Raw genomic sequence first — 16,382 nt, 5'->3', positions numbered from 1 at the left:
GGTGAGCAGGCTCGGTGGTCGTACGGTCCCGCCGGGCTACCGGGCCGACATCCAGGGGCTGCGGGCGCTCGCCGTCCTCCTCGTGCTGCTCTACCACGCCGGGGTGCCCTGGCTCCCCGGCGGTTTCGCCGGGGTCGACGTCTTCTTCGTCATCTCCGGCTACGTCATCACCGGGCTGCTCGTCTCCGAGGTCCTGCGCACCGGGACGGTGGACCTCGGGAGGTTCTGGTCCCGCCGCGCGCGGCGGCTGCTCCCGGCCTCGGCCCTCGTCCTGGTGGTGACGGCCCTGCTCACCCTCACCCTGCTGCCGCAGGTGCGCTGGCGCGAGACGGGCTGGGACATCGTCACCTCCGGGCTCTACGTGGTGAACTGGCGGCTGGCGGACCGTTCGGTGGACTACCTGGCCGAGGACTCGGTCGACTCCCCGGTGCAGCAGTACTGGTCGCTCGCCGTCGAGGAGCAGTTCTACGTCCTGTGGCCGCTGCTGCTGCTCCTCGCCGCCTGGCTCGCGCGCCGGCGCGGTGTCCGACCGGTCCCGCTCACCGCCGTGCTCCTGGCCGTGGTGGTGGTCCTGCCGTCCTTCGGCTGGGCCGTGCACCTCACCACCGCCAGTCCTCCGGAGGCCTACTTCGTCACCTCGACCCGGCTGTGGCAGCTCGGGGTCGGCGCGCTGGTGGCGCTGGGGAGCGCCTGGTGGTCCCGCGTCCCCGTCCCCCTCGCCACGGCGTTGGCGTGGGGCGGTCCGGCCGTGGTCCTGGCCGGGGCGGTGCTCACCGGACCGCAGACGCCCTGGCCCGGGTGGGCGGCGCTGGTCCCGACCCTCGGGACCGCGGCGGCGCTCGTGGGCGGGGTCCGGGCCTCGGAGACGTCCGGGCCGGTGCGCGTGCACCGCGTGGCGCCGCTGCAGTGGACGGGGGCCTTGTCCTACTCCCTCTACCTCTGGCACTGGCCGCTGCTCGTCGTGGCGGAGGCGCGATGGGGCGCGCTGCCGGTCTGGCTGGGCCTGGGGGTGGTGCTGCTCAGCGCGCTGCCGGCCACCGCGGGCTACCTGCTGGTGGAGCGGCCGGTGCGCCACGCCCGCGGCCGATGGGCGCGCCCGGCGGCCGGGTTGGCGGTGGGCGCGCTGTGCACGGTGCTGGCGACCGCCTCGGGCTGGCAGCTGGTGCGCGAGGTCGACCGCCAGGTCCGCGTCAACGAGGCCACCGCCGACGCCGACGGTGCGGCGGCCCTGTCGGGTGAGCGCGCCGCCGGACCGCAGGAGCTCGCCGGGGACGGCCGTCGGGAGGGCGAGCGGCTCGGGGGGCTGGGGGCGGCAGGGCCGGACCCCGAGGACGGTGCCGGTGCGGATGGCGCGGACGCGGACGCCGACGGGTCGGGGAGCCGGGAGGTCGCGTCCGGCACCGAGGGAGCACCCCCGCCGGACCTCGACGGCCTCGACCTCGATCCCGCCTCCATCACCCCGGACCCGCTCGAGGCCACGCGGGACCTGCCGGCGCTCTACCGGCAGGACTGCGACGCCACCGGCGACGAGGTGCTGCGCTGCGCCTACGGCGATCCCGAGGGCGACCTGCACGTCGCGGTCGTCGGGGACTCCAAGATCGCCCAGTGGACGGGCGCGCTGGACCGGCTGGGGGAGCAGCGGGGGTGGCGGGTCGACGTCTACTACCGGTCGGCCTGCCCGTGGAGCGCCACCCCGGTCGAGTTCGAGGACGAGGCGCAGGCGCAGGCCTGCCGCTCCTGGGGGGCCGAGGTGACGCGCCGGCTGGTGGCCGAGCCCCCGGACGTCGTCCTGACCTCGTCGGTCAAGTCGCAGGGCCTCGACGCCGACGGCGAGCCGTCCGGGTCTGCCCTCGCCGAGGGGATGGCGCAGCACTGGCGCGAGATCGGTGCCGCCGGTGTCCCGGTCGTCGCGGTGGCGGACACCCCGCAGCCCGGTGACCTGCAGGTCTACGCCTGCGTGGCCGACCACCGCGACGACCTCGACCGCTGCAGCTTCGCCAGCAACGACGGCAGCGGCACCGGTCCGTTGCTGCTGGCCGTGGAGCAGGTCCCCGGGTCGACCTTCGTCACGATGAACGACTGGGTCTGCCCCGGCCAGGACCGGTGCCCCCCGGTGGTGGGAGGGGTGCTGGTGTACCGCCAGGGCAGCCACATCACCGACACATATGCCCGCTCGCTCGCCGACGTGCTGGGCGACCGGCTGGAGGCGGCCTTCGAGCGGCTCGGGGTCGACGCCGGCCCGGGCTAGCGGTAGGCCTGCTGCCCGGTGAGGGCCTGTCCGACGACGAGGGTGTGCATCTCCTCGGTGCCCTCGTAGGTGAGGACCGACTCGAGGTTGGCCATGTGGCGCATGACCGGGTAGTCGCCGGAGATGCCGTTGGCCCCGAGGATGGTGCGGGCCGTGCGGCAGATCTCCAGCGCCGCGCCGACGTTGTTGAGCTTGCCGACGCTGACCTGCTCGGGCCGCAGGCCGTGACGGTCCTTGAGCCGGCCCAGGTGCAGCGCCAGCAGCGTGCCGGTGGCCCAGGACTGGTGCATGCGGGCCAGCTTGGCCTGGGTGAGCTGGAAGGCGCTGATGGGGCGGTCGAACTGCTCCCGGGTGGCGGCATACCCCAGCGCCGTCGAGAGCGCCGAGCGGGCGGCGCCCATCGACCCCCAGACGATGCCGTACCGCGCCTCCGACAGGCAGGACAGCGGCCCCTTGAGCCCGCGGACGCCCGGCAGCACCGCGTCCTGCGGCAGCCGGACGTCCTCGAGCACGACCTCGCCGGTCACCGAGGCCCGCAGCGACATCTTGCGCTCGATGGTCGGGGTGGAGACCCCCGGGGTGGAGGTGGGCACGACGAAGCCGCGGATGCCGTCCTCGGTGCGGGCCCACACCACCGCGACGTCGGCGACGGGGGCGTTCGTGATCCAGGTCTTCACCCCGTCGAGGACCCAGTCGGTGCCGTCCCGGCGCGCCCGGGTGGTCATCGAGCCGGGGTCCGAGCCGTGGTCGGGCTCGGTGAGCCCGAAGCAGCCGATGGTCTCCCCGGAGGCCATCCCGGGCAGCCAGCCCTGCCGCTGCTCCTCGGTGCCGTAGGCGTGGACGGCGTGCATGGCCAGGGACCCCTGCACGGACACCAGGGAGCGGACCCCGGAGTCGACGGCCTCCAGCTCGGTGCAGGCCAGGCCGTAGTCGACCGCGCTCATCCCCGCGCAGCCGTAGCCCTGCAGGTGCATCCCTAGCAGCCCCAGCCGGCCGAACTCCCGCGCCAGCTCGCGCACCTGCCCGTGCTCGAGGTGGCCGGCCTCGTACCACCCGGCGATGTGCGGGACCACCTGCTCGGCGCACACCGCGGCGACCGAGTCGCGCACGGCGCGTTCGTCGTCGTCCAGCAACGAGTCGAGGTCGAGCAGGTCCGGCTGGGGGTCGGGCATACCCCCATCATGCCGCTCGCCGACCCCCCGACGAGGAGGCAGGATGGGGGGATGACGGATCTTCAGCGCGGGACGTCCATCCTCGGCACCGAGGTGCGCCGGGTGGAGGACCCCGACCTGCTGCGCGGGCGCGGCACCTTCGTCGGCGACCTCGACCTGGACGACCCGGAGGTCCTGCACGCCGTGTGCGTGCGCAGCCCGGTGGCGCACGCGCGTCTCGCCGGGATCGACACGTCCGACGCCGCGGCGGCGCCCGGGGTGGTGGCGGTCTACACCGCCGAGGACCTCGGCACCGACCCGGTGCCGCCCTTCGCCCAGATCCACGACCAGGTGGCCCGGACCGCCCTCGCCAGCGGCCGGGTGCGATTCGTGGGGGACCCGGTGGCCCTCGTCGTGGCGGGCAGCCGGGTGGCGGCGGTCGACGCGGCAGACCTGGTCGACGTGGACTACGAGGAGCTGGACGCGGTGGTCGACCTCGAGGACGCGCTGGCCGAGGACGCGCCCCGGCAGTTCCCCGAGCTCGGGACCAACCTCGTGCTCGCGGTGAAGGACCCCGACGGCGAGCAGGACGTCCTCGCCGGGGCGCACCGGGTCGTGCGGCTGCGGATGGAGAACAACCGGATGGCGACCAGCCCGATCGAGGGGCACGGCATCCTGGTCCGCCCCACCCTCGCCGGTGGCGTGGGCGGCGGCGGGACGCCGGAGGTCACCGGCCTGGACGTCGCCCTGGGCACGCAGCACCCGCACCTGGCGCAGCGCCTGCTGGTCCGCTGGACCGGGCTGCCCAAGGACGCGGTGCGGGTGCGGGCGCCGCACGTCGGCGGCGCCTTCGGCGGCAAGGCCGGCATCATCCCGGAGCACGCGGCCGTGGTGCGCGCCAGCTGTCGGCTCGGGCGACCGGTGCGCTGGCTGGAGACGCGCAGCGAGACGATGCTGTCGATGACCAGCCGCGGCCAGGTGCAGTACGTCGAGGTGGGGCTCGACGAGGACGGTCGGATCACCGGGATGCGCGCGCGGCTCGTGGGGGACTGCGGCGCCTACGCCGGGTTCGGCGGGTCCTTCGCCAGCGGCTCGACCCGGACGATGTCCGAGGGGTCCTACGTCATCCCCCGGCTGCGTTACGACGCCGTGTCGGTCATGACCAACACCGCCCCGACCGGGGCCTTCCGCGGCGCCGGCCGGCCGGAGGCGGCGGCCATGGTGGAGCGGGCGATGGACCACGCGGCGCGCGAGAGCGGTCTCGCCCCGGAGGAGTTCCGCCGCCGCAACTTCGTCGCGGCCGCCGACTTCCCGCACACGACCAAGTTCGGCGCCCGCTACGACACCGGCGACTACGCGAGGGCCCTCGAGAGAGCCCTCGAGGTGGCGGGCGTCGAGGAGCTGCGGCGTGAGCAGCGCCGTCGGCGGGAGACGGGCGGCCCCTGGCAGCTGGGGATCGGCATCGCGAGCTACGTCGAGATCACCGGGTTCGGTGGTTCGGAGTATGCCGGGATCCGGGTGGACCGGGACGGCTCGATCACCGTCGTGGCCGGGACCTCCGCGCACGGGCAGGGGCACGCGACGGCCTTCTCCATGCTCGTGGGCGACCAGCTCGGGCTGCCGCTGGAGCGCGTGAGCTACGTGCAGTCCGACACCTCCCTGGTCCGCTCCGGTGGAGGGACCGGCGGGGCGCGCTCCCTCCAGCTCGGCGGGAGCGCCGTGCTGGAGGCCGCCGTGAAGCTGCGCGAGCAGGCGACCCGCCTGGCCGCCGAGCTCCTGGAGGTCGCCGAGGTCGACGTCGAGCTCGTCGACGGCAGCTTCGGGGTGCGGGGGGTCCCCGGGGCCGCCCTCACCTGGGACGCCGTCGCGGAGCGCGCGCACGAGCGCGGTGAGGGTCTCGGCGTCGACCACGACTTCTCGCAGGACGGGGCCACCTTCCCGTTCGGCACCCACGTCAGCGTGGTCGAGGTGGACGTGGAGACCGGCGCCGTGCGCCTGCTGCGGCACGTCGCGGTGGACGACTGTGGCACCGTCGTCAACCCGCTCCTCGTGCGGGGCCAGCAGCACGGTGGGTGCGTGCAGGGCATCGCGCAGGCGTTGTTCGAGGAGTTCCGCTACGACGAGCTCGGCAACCCGGTTACGGGCACCTTCGCCGACTACACGCTGCCGACGGCCGCCGACCTCGTGCAGCTCGAGGCGAGCCTCACCGAGACCCCCACCGACCGGAACCCGCTGGGGGCCAAGGGGATCGGCGAGGCCGCCACGGTGGGGTCGACCCCCGCGGTGCAGAACGCCGTCGTCGACGCGCTCGCGCACCTGGGGGTGCGGCACGTCGACCTGCCGTGCACCCCGGAGCGGGTCCACCGGGCCCTCCAGGAGGCGGCGCGGGGTGAGCACCACCCCTGGCGGGAGCCGCCGGCCCTCTTCGACGACCTGCCCGACCTCGACGCGGTGGACGACGTCGAGGTCTGACTCCTCGCCCCGAGGAGCGCGTCGCGGCTCAGAAGCCTGCGGACGCCTCGTCCAGCTCGGCGCGGTCCTGCTCGTCCAGCTCGAGCCGGGTGGCCGCCAGCAGCGGCTCCAGCTGCTCGGGACGCGAGGCGGAGGCGATGGGGGCGGTGACACCCCGGTCCAGGAGCCAGGCCAGCGCCACCGACGCCGGGGCGACCCCGTGCCGGTCGGCGACCGCCACCAGGGCGTCCACGACCGCGAGACCGCCGGCCTCGGCATACCGTCGGGCGGCGCCCCCGCGGGCGTTGCCGGCGAAGTCCTCCTCGGTGCGGTACTTGCCGGTGAGGAAGCCCGAGGCCAGCGCCGGGTAGCAGAACACCGCGAGGTCGAACTCGTCGACGAGCGGCGCGAGGTCGTTCTCGTATCCCGAGCGGGAGACCAGGCTGTAGCGCGGCTGGATCGCGGTCGGGAGCACCGCGCCCTGCGCCGCGGCGGTCTCCATGAACTCCCGCAGCCGGTCGGGGGAGTAGTTCGACAGGCCGACGGCCCCCACCTTGCCGCCGCGCACGGCCTCGTCGAAGGTCGCCACCTGGTCCTGGATCGCCACCGTCTCGTCGTCGGCGTGCGCGTAGTAGAGGTCGACCCGATCGGTCTGCAGGCGTTCGAGGGACTCGTCGAGGGCGGCCATGACCGAGTCGTGCGCCAGACCCTCCCGGCCCGGCTTCTTGCCGACCTTGGTCGCCACCAGCACCTCGTCCCGGTTGCCGCGCTCGGCCATCCAGCTGCCCAGGATGCGCTCGGACTCGCCCCCCTCGTGCCCCTCGGCCCAGGAGGAGTAGGCGTCGGCGGTGTCGACGAAGGACCCGCCCGCGGCGAGGAAGGCGTCGAGGACCGCCTCGCTGGCCTCGGCGGAGGAGGTCCAGCCGAAGGGGTTGCCGCCGAGGTTGATCGGCAGGAAGGTGCGGTCGGTGCCGGGGAAGGTGGAGGTCAGCATGGTGCCCGACACTACAAGTCGGCGACGGGGACCACCGGGTGGGGCGACGGACGGTCGCGGGGTGGGTTCTTCCGGTGGGCCCGCCGCGCGTGGTCGGTGGAGACGGGCCGCGTGGACGGTGGGCAGCGGCCGTGCAATAGTGCTGCTGTTACGTCTTTGTCCAGACTCTGTCCACGGTCGGCGAATGCGAGGTCCCGGATGATCGGTCGGCTCCAGAGCGCCCTTGGATCGGCGCTGCGCTCCCGGGTGGCCGGTGACGACGCGCAGCAACGGGCCGCGGTGATCTGGGACACGCCGGGGGAGCGCTGGTTCACCCCGCACGACCCGGTATGGCGGGTGCACGCCGACGCCTCGATGTTCCCCGGCGGTGTCGCGGCGCTGCTCCTGCAGATGCTGCACCCCATGGCCATGGCGGGGGTCGCCGGCCACTCGGGCTACAAGGGGGATCCCTGGGGCCGGCTGCAGCGGACCAGCACCTACCTCGCGGCCACCACCTTCGGCACGGTCGAGCACGCCCTGACGACGATCGGCCACGTCCGCGCGATCCACGAGCGGGTGCGCGGGAAGGACGCCTTCGGGCGGCCCTACCGTGCCTCCGACCCGCACCTGCTCACGTGGGTGCACGTCGCCGAGGCGGTCTCCTTCCTCGACGGCTTCCAGGCCTTCTCCGGGTCACCGCTGACCGACGACGAGGCGGACCGCTACGTCGCCCAGGCCGGGGTCTCCGCCCGGCACCTCGGGGTCCCGGAGCCGCCGACGACGGTGCGCGAGCTGCGGGCGGCCCTCGAGGCATACCGGCCCGAGCTGGAGGCGACCGAGGCGGCGCGCGAGGCCGCCCGCTTCCTCCTCGCCGAGCCGCCGCTGCCGATCGCCTCGCGACCCGGCTACTGGGCCATCGCGGCGGGAGGCGTCGCCCTGCTGCCGTCGTGGGCGCGCTCCGAGCTGGGACTGCCGGCCTCGCCGGTCCTGTCCCGTGCCGTGCTGTCGCCCCTGGGTCGGGCCAGCACCTCGACCGTGCGCTGGGCCATGGCCGGGGTGGGTCGGGCGCGACAGGACGCCGCGTGATCCGGGCGCGGGCGACAGGGTCGGCCTCCAGGACGTGGGGCGCCGCGTGAGCCGGGCGCACGCGCTGGAGCTCGTGCTGAGCCCGACGCACGACGCCGTGGTGCGCGAGCGCTGGGCGGTGCTGGAGGACGCGGGCATCCCCTCGCTGGGTCGGCACCGCGGCCGCACCCACCGTCCGCACCTCACGGTCGCCTCCTCTCCCCAGCCCCCGGGCGAGGAGCTGCTGGCCCTGGCGGGTGAGCTGTGGTCCCCGCTGCTCCCGCTGCGCGCGGACGTCACCGGGCTGGTGCTGCTGGGCGGTCGTCGACTGATCTTGGCCGACCTCGTGGCCCCGCCCCTCGCCGCGCGGAGGGCCCAGGCGGAGCTGGTCCTGCGCTGGGCCGGTGCCGACGAGCGTCCCTGGGTGCCGCACGTCAGCCTGGCGACCCGGCTCACGACGCAGGTGGCCGGGGCCGCGCTCGGCGCGCTCTCGGCGCAGGCTTCCGGGCAGGGCAGCGGCGTGGTCGGCACCGGTTCGACGTCCCCGGTCTCGTTGTCCCCGGAGGCCCTGCGGTGGTGGGACCCGGACGCCGAGACCGTCTCCGCCGTGGCGGGAGCCGCGGCGTGAGCCGCGGTGCGATCCGCGGGCCGGACGCCACGGCCGTCTCCGCCGTCGCGGGGGTCGCCGGATGACCCGCGGACCGGACGTGCGGCTGGTCTACCCGCACCAGCTGCACACCGAGCAGCTGGACGTGGCCGACGGCACGGTGCTCGTCGTGGTCGAGGACGACCTGCTCTACCGGCAGTTCCCGTTCCACGCCCACAAGCTGGTCCTGCACCGCGCCGCGGTGCGCAGGTTCGTCGACCGAGCGCGCGAGGAGTCCTTCGATGTCGAGGTCGTCGAGTCGTCGCCGGACCGCAGCAGCGGCGCCGGTGTGGTCGAGCTCGTCGGACGGTTGCGGCCGGAGCGGGTGAGCGTGCTGGACGTCGCCGACGACTGGCTGGGTCGGCACTGCCGCGACCAGCTGAGGGAAGGGGGATACGAGCTGCGCCGCGAGGACGTCCTCGACACGCCGGCGTTCCTCACCACCCGCGAGCAGGTCGCGGACCACTTCGCCTCGGGCGGGGCCCGCATGCAGCACTTCTACGCCTGGCAGCGACGCCGGCTCGACGTCCTCATGGACGGCGAGCAGCCGGTCGGCGGCCGGTGGTCCTTCGACACCGAGAACCGCAAGAAGCTGCCCCGGGGGCATCACGTGCCGGATCCGTCGCTGGGACCGTCGCGACGGCATACCCGGGTCGACGAGGCGGTCGACTGGGTCGCCGAGCACTTCCCGGACGCCCCCGGTGATCCCTCGACCTTCTGCTGGGCGACCTCGCCGGGCGAGGCCGACGCCGCCCTGCGCCGCTTCCTCGACGAGCGCTTCACGCAGTTCGGTCCCTACGAGGACGCCATCAGCGCCGAGCACCCGGTGATCTTCCACGCCGCCCTCACCCCAGCCCTGAACTGCGGTCTCATCAACCCCGACCAGGTGCTGGAACGTGCCCTGGTGGCTGCCGACGAGCACGACGTCGACCTGCCGAGCCTGGAGGGCTTCGTCCGTCAGCTCATCGGGTGGCGGGAGTACATGCGCGCGACCTACCGGATCTGGGGACGTCGGATGCGCACCAGCAACGTCCTCGAGCACGGGCGCCCCATGCCGGAGTCGTGGTGGACCGGGGACACCGGTCTGGAGCCGGTCGACCTCGTCATCCGTCGGGTCCTGGAGCGGGGCTACGCGCACCACATCGAGCGGCTCATGGTGCTGGGCAACGCCCTGTGCCTGCTGCGCGTGCACCCCGACGAGGTGTACCGGTGGTTCATGTCGCTCTTCGTCGACGCCTACGACTGGGTCATGGTGCCCAACGTGTATGCCATGAGCCAGTTCGCGGCGGGCGATGCCATCACGACCAAGCCCTACGTGTCCGGCAGCAACTACCTGAGGAAGATGTCGGACCTCCCCCCGGGGGACTGGCGGCAGGCGTGGGACGGCTTGTACTGGACCTTCGTGGAGGACCACCGCGAGGTGTTCGAGGCGAACAGCAGGGCGAACTTCGCGGTCCGCACGTGGGACGGCATGGCGCAGGAGAAGAGGCAGGAGCACCGCGACTCCGCCGCGCCGTGGCTCGGGCGCTAGCCCTGCTCGGCCGGGAGAGGGGCGGCGCCGATGAGCCCGAACGTGGGGTGACGGCCGCGGGCGAGAAGCAGCTCAGTCCTCGTCCGGTGCGGCGAGCCGGGCAGGGAAGCCACCGGTCGCGATGGGTGACCACCGCGTGGGGGTGACCCTGATGAGCGACTTGCCCTGGTCACGCATGGCCTGGCGGTACTCGTCCCAGTCCGGGTGCTCGCCGGAGATGCACCGGAAGTAGTCGACGAGCGGCTCGATGGCGGCCTCGCCGTCGAGGACCTCGCAGGTGCCGTCGACCTGGACCCACGCGCCGTCGAAGTCGTCGGACAGCACGAGGACGCTGACCTCGGGGTGGCGCCGGGCGTTCGTGGTCTTGGCCCGTTCCGGGTAGGTCGAGATGACCAGCCGGCCCTCGTCGTCCACCCCACCGGTGACGGGGGAGGCCTGGGGGCGCCCGTCCTGGCGCTGCGTGATGAGGACGAGGTGGTGACGGTCCCGGGCGAACTCGAGGAGTCGTTCACGGTCGACGTCGGTGGTCGTGGCGATGGAGCGAGGCATGGGACCCACTGTGCCACCCGCGTCCCTGGGCCGCGCCGCGTGCGTCGCCGGCGCCGGGTGTCAGAAGGGGGGCGGGTGTCAGGGGCGCCGGGTGTCAGGGGCGCCGGGTGTCAGGGGCGCCGGGTGTCAGAAGGGGGGCGGGTCGTCACGGGATGTCTCCCACGACGCTGGTGGGTCCTCCGACCCCTCGTCCGGCATCGGGTGGGACTGGTCGCGCGGTCCCTGGCCCCGCGGACCGTCCTGCCGGCCGATCCGCGGGCCGTCCGCGGCAGGAGGCGGGCTCTGCGGTTCCTGGTCCTGCGAGCCGTCCAGCGCGTCAGCGGGGGCGTCGTCGTCCGGCCCTGTGCGGCTGGTCATCCTGAGCAGGCTCGCCACGGTGGCGCAGTCCTCGGGTGGCCCGCTGCGCCGTCGGCCGTCCTGACCCCGGTGGGCCAGGGTGATCCACCCGCTGAGCCGAGGGTCGTGGTCGGTGGCTCCCTCGGCGTCGTCCGCGTCGGCGAGCAGAGCGGCGACGCCGCGATGGGCGAGTGCGGCATACAGGGCCCTGCAGGCGAGGTCCAGGTCGTCGTCACCGGGGAGATCGAGACCGGGCTGTTCTCGTGGACCTGGCAGATCCGGACCATCTGGATGGCTGGGGGCCTGACGGGAGGGGAGGTACTGGCGGTAGTCGTGGCCGCGCGTCTGCTCGACCTGGCCGAGAAGGGTCTCCCACCGGACGTCGCGCCGTGGACCCAGCGCGCTGGACCACCATCCCTCGGTCTTGAGCTGGTGGCTGCGGACGTCCTTCAGCACGAGGTTGCTCTCGCTGGTGGCACCTCCGCCGGACCCCCAGGGCTGTTCGTGGTCGAGCTCGCAGGCGAGCGCGGGGCTGCGGCTGCCGGGTGCCCGGGAGTAGACGTCTGCCGCGACGACCTGCCGGCGCATGGCGGCGTCGGGCCGGTAGGAGGTGATGCTGCGCTCGATCAGGCGCCCGTCGGCGGGATCGACCAGCAGCCGGGTCAGGGTCGTGCCCGGTGCGAGCGCGAGCTCCCGCGCGTGGCCCGCGGTGATGAAGGCGGGGTGCCGGCCGAGGACCTCGCCGACGAGGGAGGGTGGGCGTGCCGGAGCCGCGGCCGGGGGTGACATCGCCCGACCCGCCGCTGCTGGATCGGGAGGTGCCAGACGGGCCGCCGGTCGATCAGGGGGTGCCTGTTCGGGTGCCTCCGCGTCCCCAGCCGGACGGTCGACGCCGGCCCCGGCGGGGTGGCCGAGGGTCGGCTGGGTACCGGGCGGGTCGTCACCAGCCGGGCAGCGCGCACACGCCGGGTGGCCGGAGAGCGCGTCCCAGGGCACGACCACCTCGAGGCAGATGGAGGGCTGTGCGGTGACGATCTGCGCGACGGTCTCGCCATGGGTCGGTGAGACGAGAGCATCCTGCGGGTCGGGGAGATCGAGGTGTCCATGGAGCAGCAGGGTCTGGGCGACGTCAGAGCGCAGCTGCGCGAGGGTGCGTCCGTCGCCGCCCTTGCGCAGCGCCTTGGCGCAGAGGTCCAGGCGTCGGGAGATCGCACAGAGGCTCGTCAGGGGACCGGTGATGGCCAGGGTGGCCGTGGAGTCGTCGTCCACCCTCATCCAGACGTGCCGATCGGCACGTGCCCGCCGCCGGCGCTCGCGCTCCGCGACGACGTCCTGCCCCTCCACCCGGACCGCCTCCCGCTCCAGCGCAGCCCAGAACTCCGCCTGGTGCCACGGCCGGTCGAGCACCGTGCCGTCCGGGCCCAGCCGCTCGGTCACCACGGTGTCGGCGTCGGACCCGAACAGGGACTCGCAGACCAGGACCGCCTCGTCCGCCTCGAGGGACCCGCACCGGTCCCAGAACGCACGCACGTGACCCCACGAGGCGAGGCCGGTCGCCAGGGCCTCACCGACCACGGTCCGCACGGGGGCAGGGGCACAGGCCACGCCGATCATCTGGCGTGCCTCCTTGACGCCCAGCCCGAGGGCGACCTGAAGCTCCGCGCAGGCCAGCCGTTTGGTCTCGGCCCGCCACCTGCGGCGCTGCGCCGACGTCAGCTCCTCGACATCGGCGAAGCCCTTGTCGGACAGCAGGGCCCGTCCGACCTCCGCCGAGAGGTCGCGGGCTGCTCCGAGCAGCTGGGCCTCCAGCGCCGACCTCTGCCGCGCCAGCTCCCGGACCCGGGCGACTGGGTCTGCGATCGTCGCCTCAGAGGGGTCGGAGGGGTCTGAGGGGTCTGAGGGTTCGACAGGGTCTGTCGCCTCGGAGGGGTCCGTGGGTGCAGGCTCGGCCCCCGGGCCATCCTCGATCGGATCACCGTCGACGCCGTCCTGCGCGGTGATGGCGCAGGCATCCTCGGAGCCGGCCTCAGGGGTGGTGATGATGCGCAGGGCCAGCCGGGCCTCGTGCAGGTCGAACCTCATGACGGGCGGCTCGAGACCCCACGACGATCGGTCGCCGAGCTCGGCGAGCCCGCACTCGATCGGTGAGTCGACGTATGGGTGATCCACGATGTCCCGCCCCCCTTCTCTCCTCATCATAGAACATATGTTCGAACACCGCAAGGGGTGATGCACAACGCCCTGGGCCGCAAGCACCGCCACGACGAGGTCCCGGAGGACGCTCGCGGGCGTGCGCGGCATACCCTCGCCGTATGTCGCCGACGACCACGATCCTGGACGAGCCCGAGCACGCCGACCTGCGCGCGTCGCTGCACGACCTCTACCGCCACCTGCACTCCCACCCGGAGCTGTCGATGCAGGAGGAGGCGACCGCGGCCCTCGTCGAGGAGCGGATGAGCGGCCTCGGCTACGACGTCTTCCGGTGCGGCGGGACCGGCGTCGTGGCGACGCTGCGCAACGGGGACGGCCCCGTGGTCGGGTTCCGCGCGGACACCGACGCGCTGCCGGTCGAGGAGGACACCGGTCTGGAGTACGCCTCCACCGCCCGGGGCACCCTGCCGGACGGCACCGACGTCCCCGTCATGCACGCCTGCGGTCACGACATGCACATCACCGCCGCCATCGGTGCGGCCACCCTGCTCGCCCAGGACCGCTCGTCCTGGGCCGGCACCGTCGTCTTCCTCTTCCAGCCGGGGGAGGAGACGGCGCAGGGTGCCGCCGCGATGCTCGACGACGGGTTGTGGGACCGGGCGCCGCGGCCCGAGGTGATCTACGGCCAGCACGTCTGGCCCGGCGTCTCCGGGACCGTCGACATGACACCTGGCCCGGCCATGACCTTCTCCGACGCGTGGCGGGTGACGGTCAAGGGTCGCGGCGGCCACGGGTCGCAGCCGGAGTCGACGATCGACCCGGTGGTGCTGGCCGCCCACATGATCGTGCGGATCCAGAGCCTCAAGAGCCGCGAGGTGCCGGCCCAGAAGGCCGCGGTCATCACCATCGCCACGATCCACGCCGGGCTCAAGGAGAACATCATCCCGGCGACCGCCGAGTTCACCGTCAACATGCGCAACCTCGACGCCGACGTGCGCGACCACCTGCTCGGTGCGCTGCGCCGGGTCATCCTCGCCGAGGCGATGGCCTCGGACGCGCCGGAGCCGCAGATCGAGGAGATCTACACCTTCCCCCTGCTCGTCAACGACGAGGAGGAGACGGCGCGGGTGATGGGGGTGCTGCGCGGGGCGCTCGGTGAGGAGCAGGTCAACGAGATCCCCGCGGTCATGGGCAGCGAGGACTTCGGGGCGCTGCCGGACGCGATCGACGTGCCGGGCGTCTACTGGTTCTTCGGCGGCCTGACCCGCGAGGAGGTCGAGGGGGAGGAGATCACCGTCACCAACCACTCACCCCACTTCGGTCCCCAGCTGGAGCCGACCCTGGGCGTCGGGGTGACCGCGGCGCACGCGGCGCTCACCGCCCGCCTGGTCCGGGGCGGCGCCGCCTGACCAGAGGCGTAGCGTGGGCCCTTTCCCCCACCGAGGAGACGCCGTGGCCGAGGACCACACCGCCCGCGACGAGGACCGCCGCGTGCTGGTGCTCTCCAACTCCGCCGCAGGGTCCTCCAAGGAGGGGCTCGTCGAGCGGGTGTGCGGAGAGCTCGAGTCGTGCTCGCCGTCCGGCACGGAGGTCGTGACCCCCGCCGACGACGAGGAGTATGCCGCGGCCGTCGCCTCGGCGGTCGGCCGCGACGTCGTCGTCATGGGGGGCGACGGGTCGGTCCACCGCCTCCTGCAGGCGGTGCACGACCAGGACCTGCTGGGCCGCATCGGCGCGGTGGGGGTGGTGCCCCTCGGCACCGGGAACGACCTGGTCCGCGGTGCGGGGATCCCGCTGGACCCGCAGGAGGCGGCCCGTGCGGCGGTGGCCGGCGCCCCGACGGCGCGCGGGCTCATGGTCGACGACACCGGGGCGGTCGTGGTCAACGCCGTGCACGCCGGGGTGGCGGCCGAGGCGACGGCGCACGCCGGTGACGTCAAGGGGGTGCTCGGCAAGGCGGCCTACGGCTGGGGCGCCCTCCGGGCGGGACTGACCTCGAAGGGCTGGCACCTGCGGGTGAGCGTCGACGGGGAGAGCATCGCCGACGACGGCCGCCCCGAGCTCATGGTGACGCTGGCCCTGGGCAGCTCGGTCGGGGGCGGCACGCCCGTGGCCCCGCACGCCCGCGCCGACGACGGGCAGGTCGAGGTGGTCGTGGCGCACGGGGTGTCTCCCGCGGCCCGGGTGCGCTTCGCGCTCGACCTGCGCAAGGGCAGGCACACCCAGCGCGAGGACGTGACGCTCACCTCCGGGCGGGAGGTCGTCGTGACCGCCGAGCGCGACATCGACGCCTTCCGGGTCAACACCGACGGCGAGGTCGAGGAGCAGCGGGTCGCGCGCCGCTCCTGGCGCCTGCTGGAGCAGGGCTGGACCCTGCGCGTGCCGGAGGGGTCGACGGGCGACGCCGGCTGACCTCTCCGGACGCCGGCGCCCCACCACGGGTTGCAGGCCGACGTCGGCGGGCGGTCCTCAGCCCTCCGGGACCGCCGCGGGCTCGGCATACCCGAAGAGCTCGCCGTCGGCGAGCGCGTTCCGGTCGTTGCCGTAGGTCGGCAGCCCACCGGCCTGTCGCAGCAGGTGCGCGGTGTGCATGAGGTTCCAGCTCATGATCGTGGCGTTGCGGCGGGTGAAGTCGTTGTCGAAGCCGACCGGTCGCCCGCCGTCCTGCGGGTCGCCGTAGGAGGGCCCCGGCCCGATCTCGCCGAGCCAGCCGCAGTCGGCCTGGGGCGGGATGACGAGGCCGAGGTGCTGCATCGCGAAGAGCAGCGACATCGAGGTGTGCTTGACGCCGTCCTCGTTGCCGGTGATGACCGCCCCGCCGACCTTGCCGTAGAAGATGGACTGCCCCCGGTCGTTGAGCATCCCGGACATGGCGTAGAGGCGCTCGATGATCCTGCGGCACACCGAGGACTCCTCGCCCAGCCACAGCGGGGTGCCGACGACGAGGATGTCGGCCGCCTCGACGCGCGGCCACAGCCCGGGCCAGGCGTCGTGGTCGAAACCGTGCTCGCGCATGTCCGGCTGGACGCCCGGGGCGATGTCGTGGTCCACGGCGTGCAGCCGGTCGACCTGCACCCCGGCCCCGGCCATGAGGTGGTCCACCACGTCGAGCAGCCGGCCGGTGTGCGACGCCGCTGCGTCCGGGGTGAGCGAGCAGTTGACGAGCAGGGCGCGCAGCCCCTGGTAGTCCGGTGCCTCCATGGCGGTCCTCCTGGTCGGGCGTGGCGTGGTCCGACCAGCCTGCCACGGCCCGGCCGGTGATGCCTCGCCGCACGGGCCCC

12 protein-coding genes are annotated in these 16,382 nt (G+C 74.0%); 7 read left to right on the top strand and 5 right to left on the bottom strand.

Annotated features, from left to right (window positions below; genetic code table 11):
• Position 1: 1 nt before the first annotated feature.
• Positions 2 to 2,248: an acyltransferase family protein gene (locus Q0967_RS04735; protein ID WP_298746154.1), complete on the top strand. Its 2,247-nt coding sequence runs from the start codon at positions 2 to 4 to the stop codon at positions 2,246 to 2,248.
• On the opposite strand, the gene Q0967_RS04730 is transcribed toward Q0967_RS04735, so the two are convergent.
• Positions 2,245 to 3,420 carry an acyl-CoA dehydrogenase family protein gene (locus tag Q0967_RS04730; RefSeq protein ID WP_298746156.1) on the bottom strand — a complete coding sequence of 392 codons (1,176 nt, stop codon included), beginning with the start codon at positions 3,418 to 3,420 and terminating at the stop codon, positions 2,245 to 2,247. The genes Q0967_RS04735 and Q0967_RS04730 overlap by 4 nt on opposite strands.
• Before the next feature lie 51 nt (positions 3,421 to 3,471).
• On the opposite strand from Q0967_RS04730, the gene Q0967_RS04725 reads away from it, so the two are divergent.
• A complete protein-coding gene (locus Q0967_RS04725) occupies positions 3,472 to 5,871 on the top strand; it encodes a xanthine dehydrogenase family protein molybdopterin-binding subunit (RefSeq protein WP_298746157.1) in 2,400 nt (799 codons plus the stop codon).
• 28 nt (positions 5,872 to 5,899) lie between these two features.
• Here Q0967_RS04725 and Q0967_RS04720 read toward each other — a convergent pair whose 3' ends face one another.
• Positions 5,900 to 6,844 carry an aldo/keto reductase gene (locus Q0967_RS04720; RefSeq protein ID WP_298746159.1) on the bottom strand — a complete coding sequence of 315 codons (945 nt, stop codon included), beginning with the start codon at positions 6,842 to 6,844 and terminating at the stop codon, positions 5,900 to 5,902.
• Positions 6,845 to 7,042: 198 nt separating this feature from the next.
• On the opposite strand from Q0967_RS04720, the gene Q0967_RS04715 reads away from it, so the two are divergent.
• The 3 genes from Q0967_RS04715 to Q0967_RS04705 all read left to right on the top strand — a co-directional run bounded on the left by Q0967_RS04715 (position 7,043) and on the right by Q0967_RS04705 (position 10,065).
• Entirely contained in the window at positions 7,043 to 7,909 is an 867-nt protein-coding gene (locus tag Q0967_RS04715) for an oxygenase MpaB family protein (protein ID WP_298746161.1), read from the top strand.
• 46 nt (positions 7,910 to 7,955) lie between these two features.
• A complete protein-coding gene (locus Q0967_RS04710; RefSeq protein ID WP_298746163.1) occupies positions 7,956 to 8,516 on the top strand; it encodes a 2'-5' RNA ligase family protein in 561 nt (186 codons plus the stop codon).
• Positions 8,517 to 8,577: 61 nt separating this feature from the next.
• Complete coding sequence (locus tag Q0967_RS04705) at positions 8,578 to 10,065, top strand: cryptochrome/photolyase family protein (protein WP_298746165.1); 1,488 nt, start codon at positions 8,578 to 8,580, stop codon at positions 10,063 to 10,065.
• Positions 10,066 to 10,137: 72 nt separating this feature from the next.
• On the opposite strand, the gene Q0967_RS04700 is transcribed toward Q0967_RS04705, so the two are convergent.
• A complete protein-coding gene (locus Q0967_RS04700; protein ID WP_298746167.1) occupies positions 10,138 to 10,614 on the bottom strand; it encodes a PPOX class F420-dependent oxidoreductase in 477 nt (158 codons plus the stop codon).
• A 126-nt stretch (positions 10,615 to 10,740) separates the two neighbouring features.
• The gene (locus Q0967_RS04695) at positions 10,741 to 13,119 is read right to left on the bottom strand and encodes a hypothetical protein (protein ID WP_298746169.1); all 2,379 of its coding nucleotides are present in this window, start codon (positions 13,117 to 13,119) and stop codon (positions 10,741 to 10,743) included.
• Positions 13,120 to 13,262: 143 nt separating this feature from the next.
• On the opposite strand from Q0967_RS04695, the gene Q0967_RS04690 reads away from it, so the two are divergent.
• Both Q0967_RS04690 and Q0967_RS04685 read left to right on the top strand, forming a co-directional pair.
• Entirely contained in the window at positions 13,263 to 14,510 is a 1,248-nt protein-coding gene (locus tag Q0967_RS04690; protein ID WP_298746171.1) for an amidohydrolase, read from the top strand.
• 43 nt (positions 14,511 to 14,553) lie between these two features.
• The gene (locus Q0967_RS04685) at positions 14,554 to 15,513 is read left to right on the top strand and encodes a diacylglycerol kinase family protein (RefSeq protein WP_298746173.1); all 960 of its coding nucleotides are present in this window, start codon (positions 14,554 to 14,556) and stop codon (positions 15,511 to 15,513) included.
• 57 nt (positions 15,514 to 15,570) lie between these two features.
• Here the strand turns inward: Q0967_RS04685 and Q0967_RS04680 are convergent, their stop codons facing one another.
• Positions 15,571 to 16,302, bottom strand: coding sequence for a flavodoxin family protein (locus Q0967_RS04680; protein ID WP_298746175.1), 732 nt, complete (start codon positions 16,300 to 16,302; stop codon positions 15,571 to 15,573).
• Between the last annotated feature and the right edge of the window lie 80 nt (positions 16,303 to 16,382).

Origin of the sequence: uncultured Serinicoccus sp. (assembly GCF_947500995.1) — a bacterium.
In the GTDB taxonomy this organism is placed as follows: domain Bacteria; phylum Actinomycetota; class Actinomycetes; order Actinomycetales; family Dermatophilaceae; genus Ornithinicoccus.
The sequence above is the reverse complement of the archived record's forward strand: the minus strand, read 5'-3'. Positions and strand labels throughout refer to the sequence as shown.

Excerpts from the sequence above, each read along its gene's own strand:
- Q0967_RS04730 (WP_298746156.1), bottom strand. The coding sequence starts at position 3,420 with ATGCCCGACCCCCAGCCGGACCTGCTCGACCTCGACTCGTTGCTGGAC.
- Q0967_RS04725 (WP_298746157.1), top strand. The coding sequence starts at position 3,472 with ATGACGGATCTTCAGCGCGGGACGTCCATCCTCGGCACCGAGGTGCGC.
- Q0967_RS04720 (WP_298746159.1), bottom strand. The coding sequence starts at position 6,844 with ATGCTGACCTCCACCTTCCCCGGCACCGACCGCACCTTCCTGCCGATC.
- Q0967_RS04715 (WP_298746161.1), top strand. The coding sequence starts at position 7,043 with ATGATCGGTCGGCTCCAGAGCGCCCTTGGATCGGCGCTGCGCTCCCGG.
- Q0967_RS04705 (WP_298746165.1), top strand. The coding sequence starts at position 8,578 with ATGACCCGCGGACCGGACGTGCGGCTGGTCTACCCGCACCAGCTGCAC.
- Q0967_RS04700 (WP_298746167.1), bottom strand. The coding sequence starts at position 10,614 with ATGCCTCGCTCCATCGCCACGACCACCGACGTCGACCGTGAACGACTC.
- Q0967_RS04690 (WP_298746171.1), top strand. The coding sequence starts at position 13,263 with ATGTCGCCGACGACCACGATCCTGGACGAGCCCGAGCACGCCGACCTG.
- Q0967_RS04680 (WP_298746175.1), bottom strand. The coding sequence starts at position 16,302 with ATGGAGGCACCGGACTACCAGGGGCTGCGCGCCCTGCTCGTCAACTGC.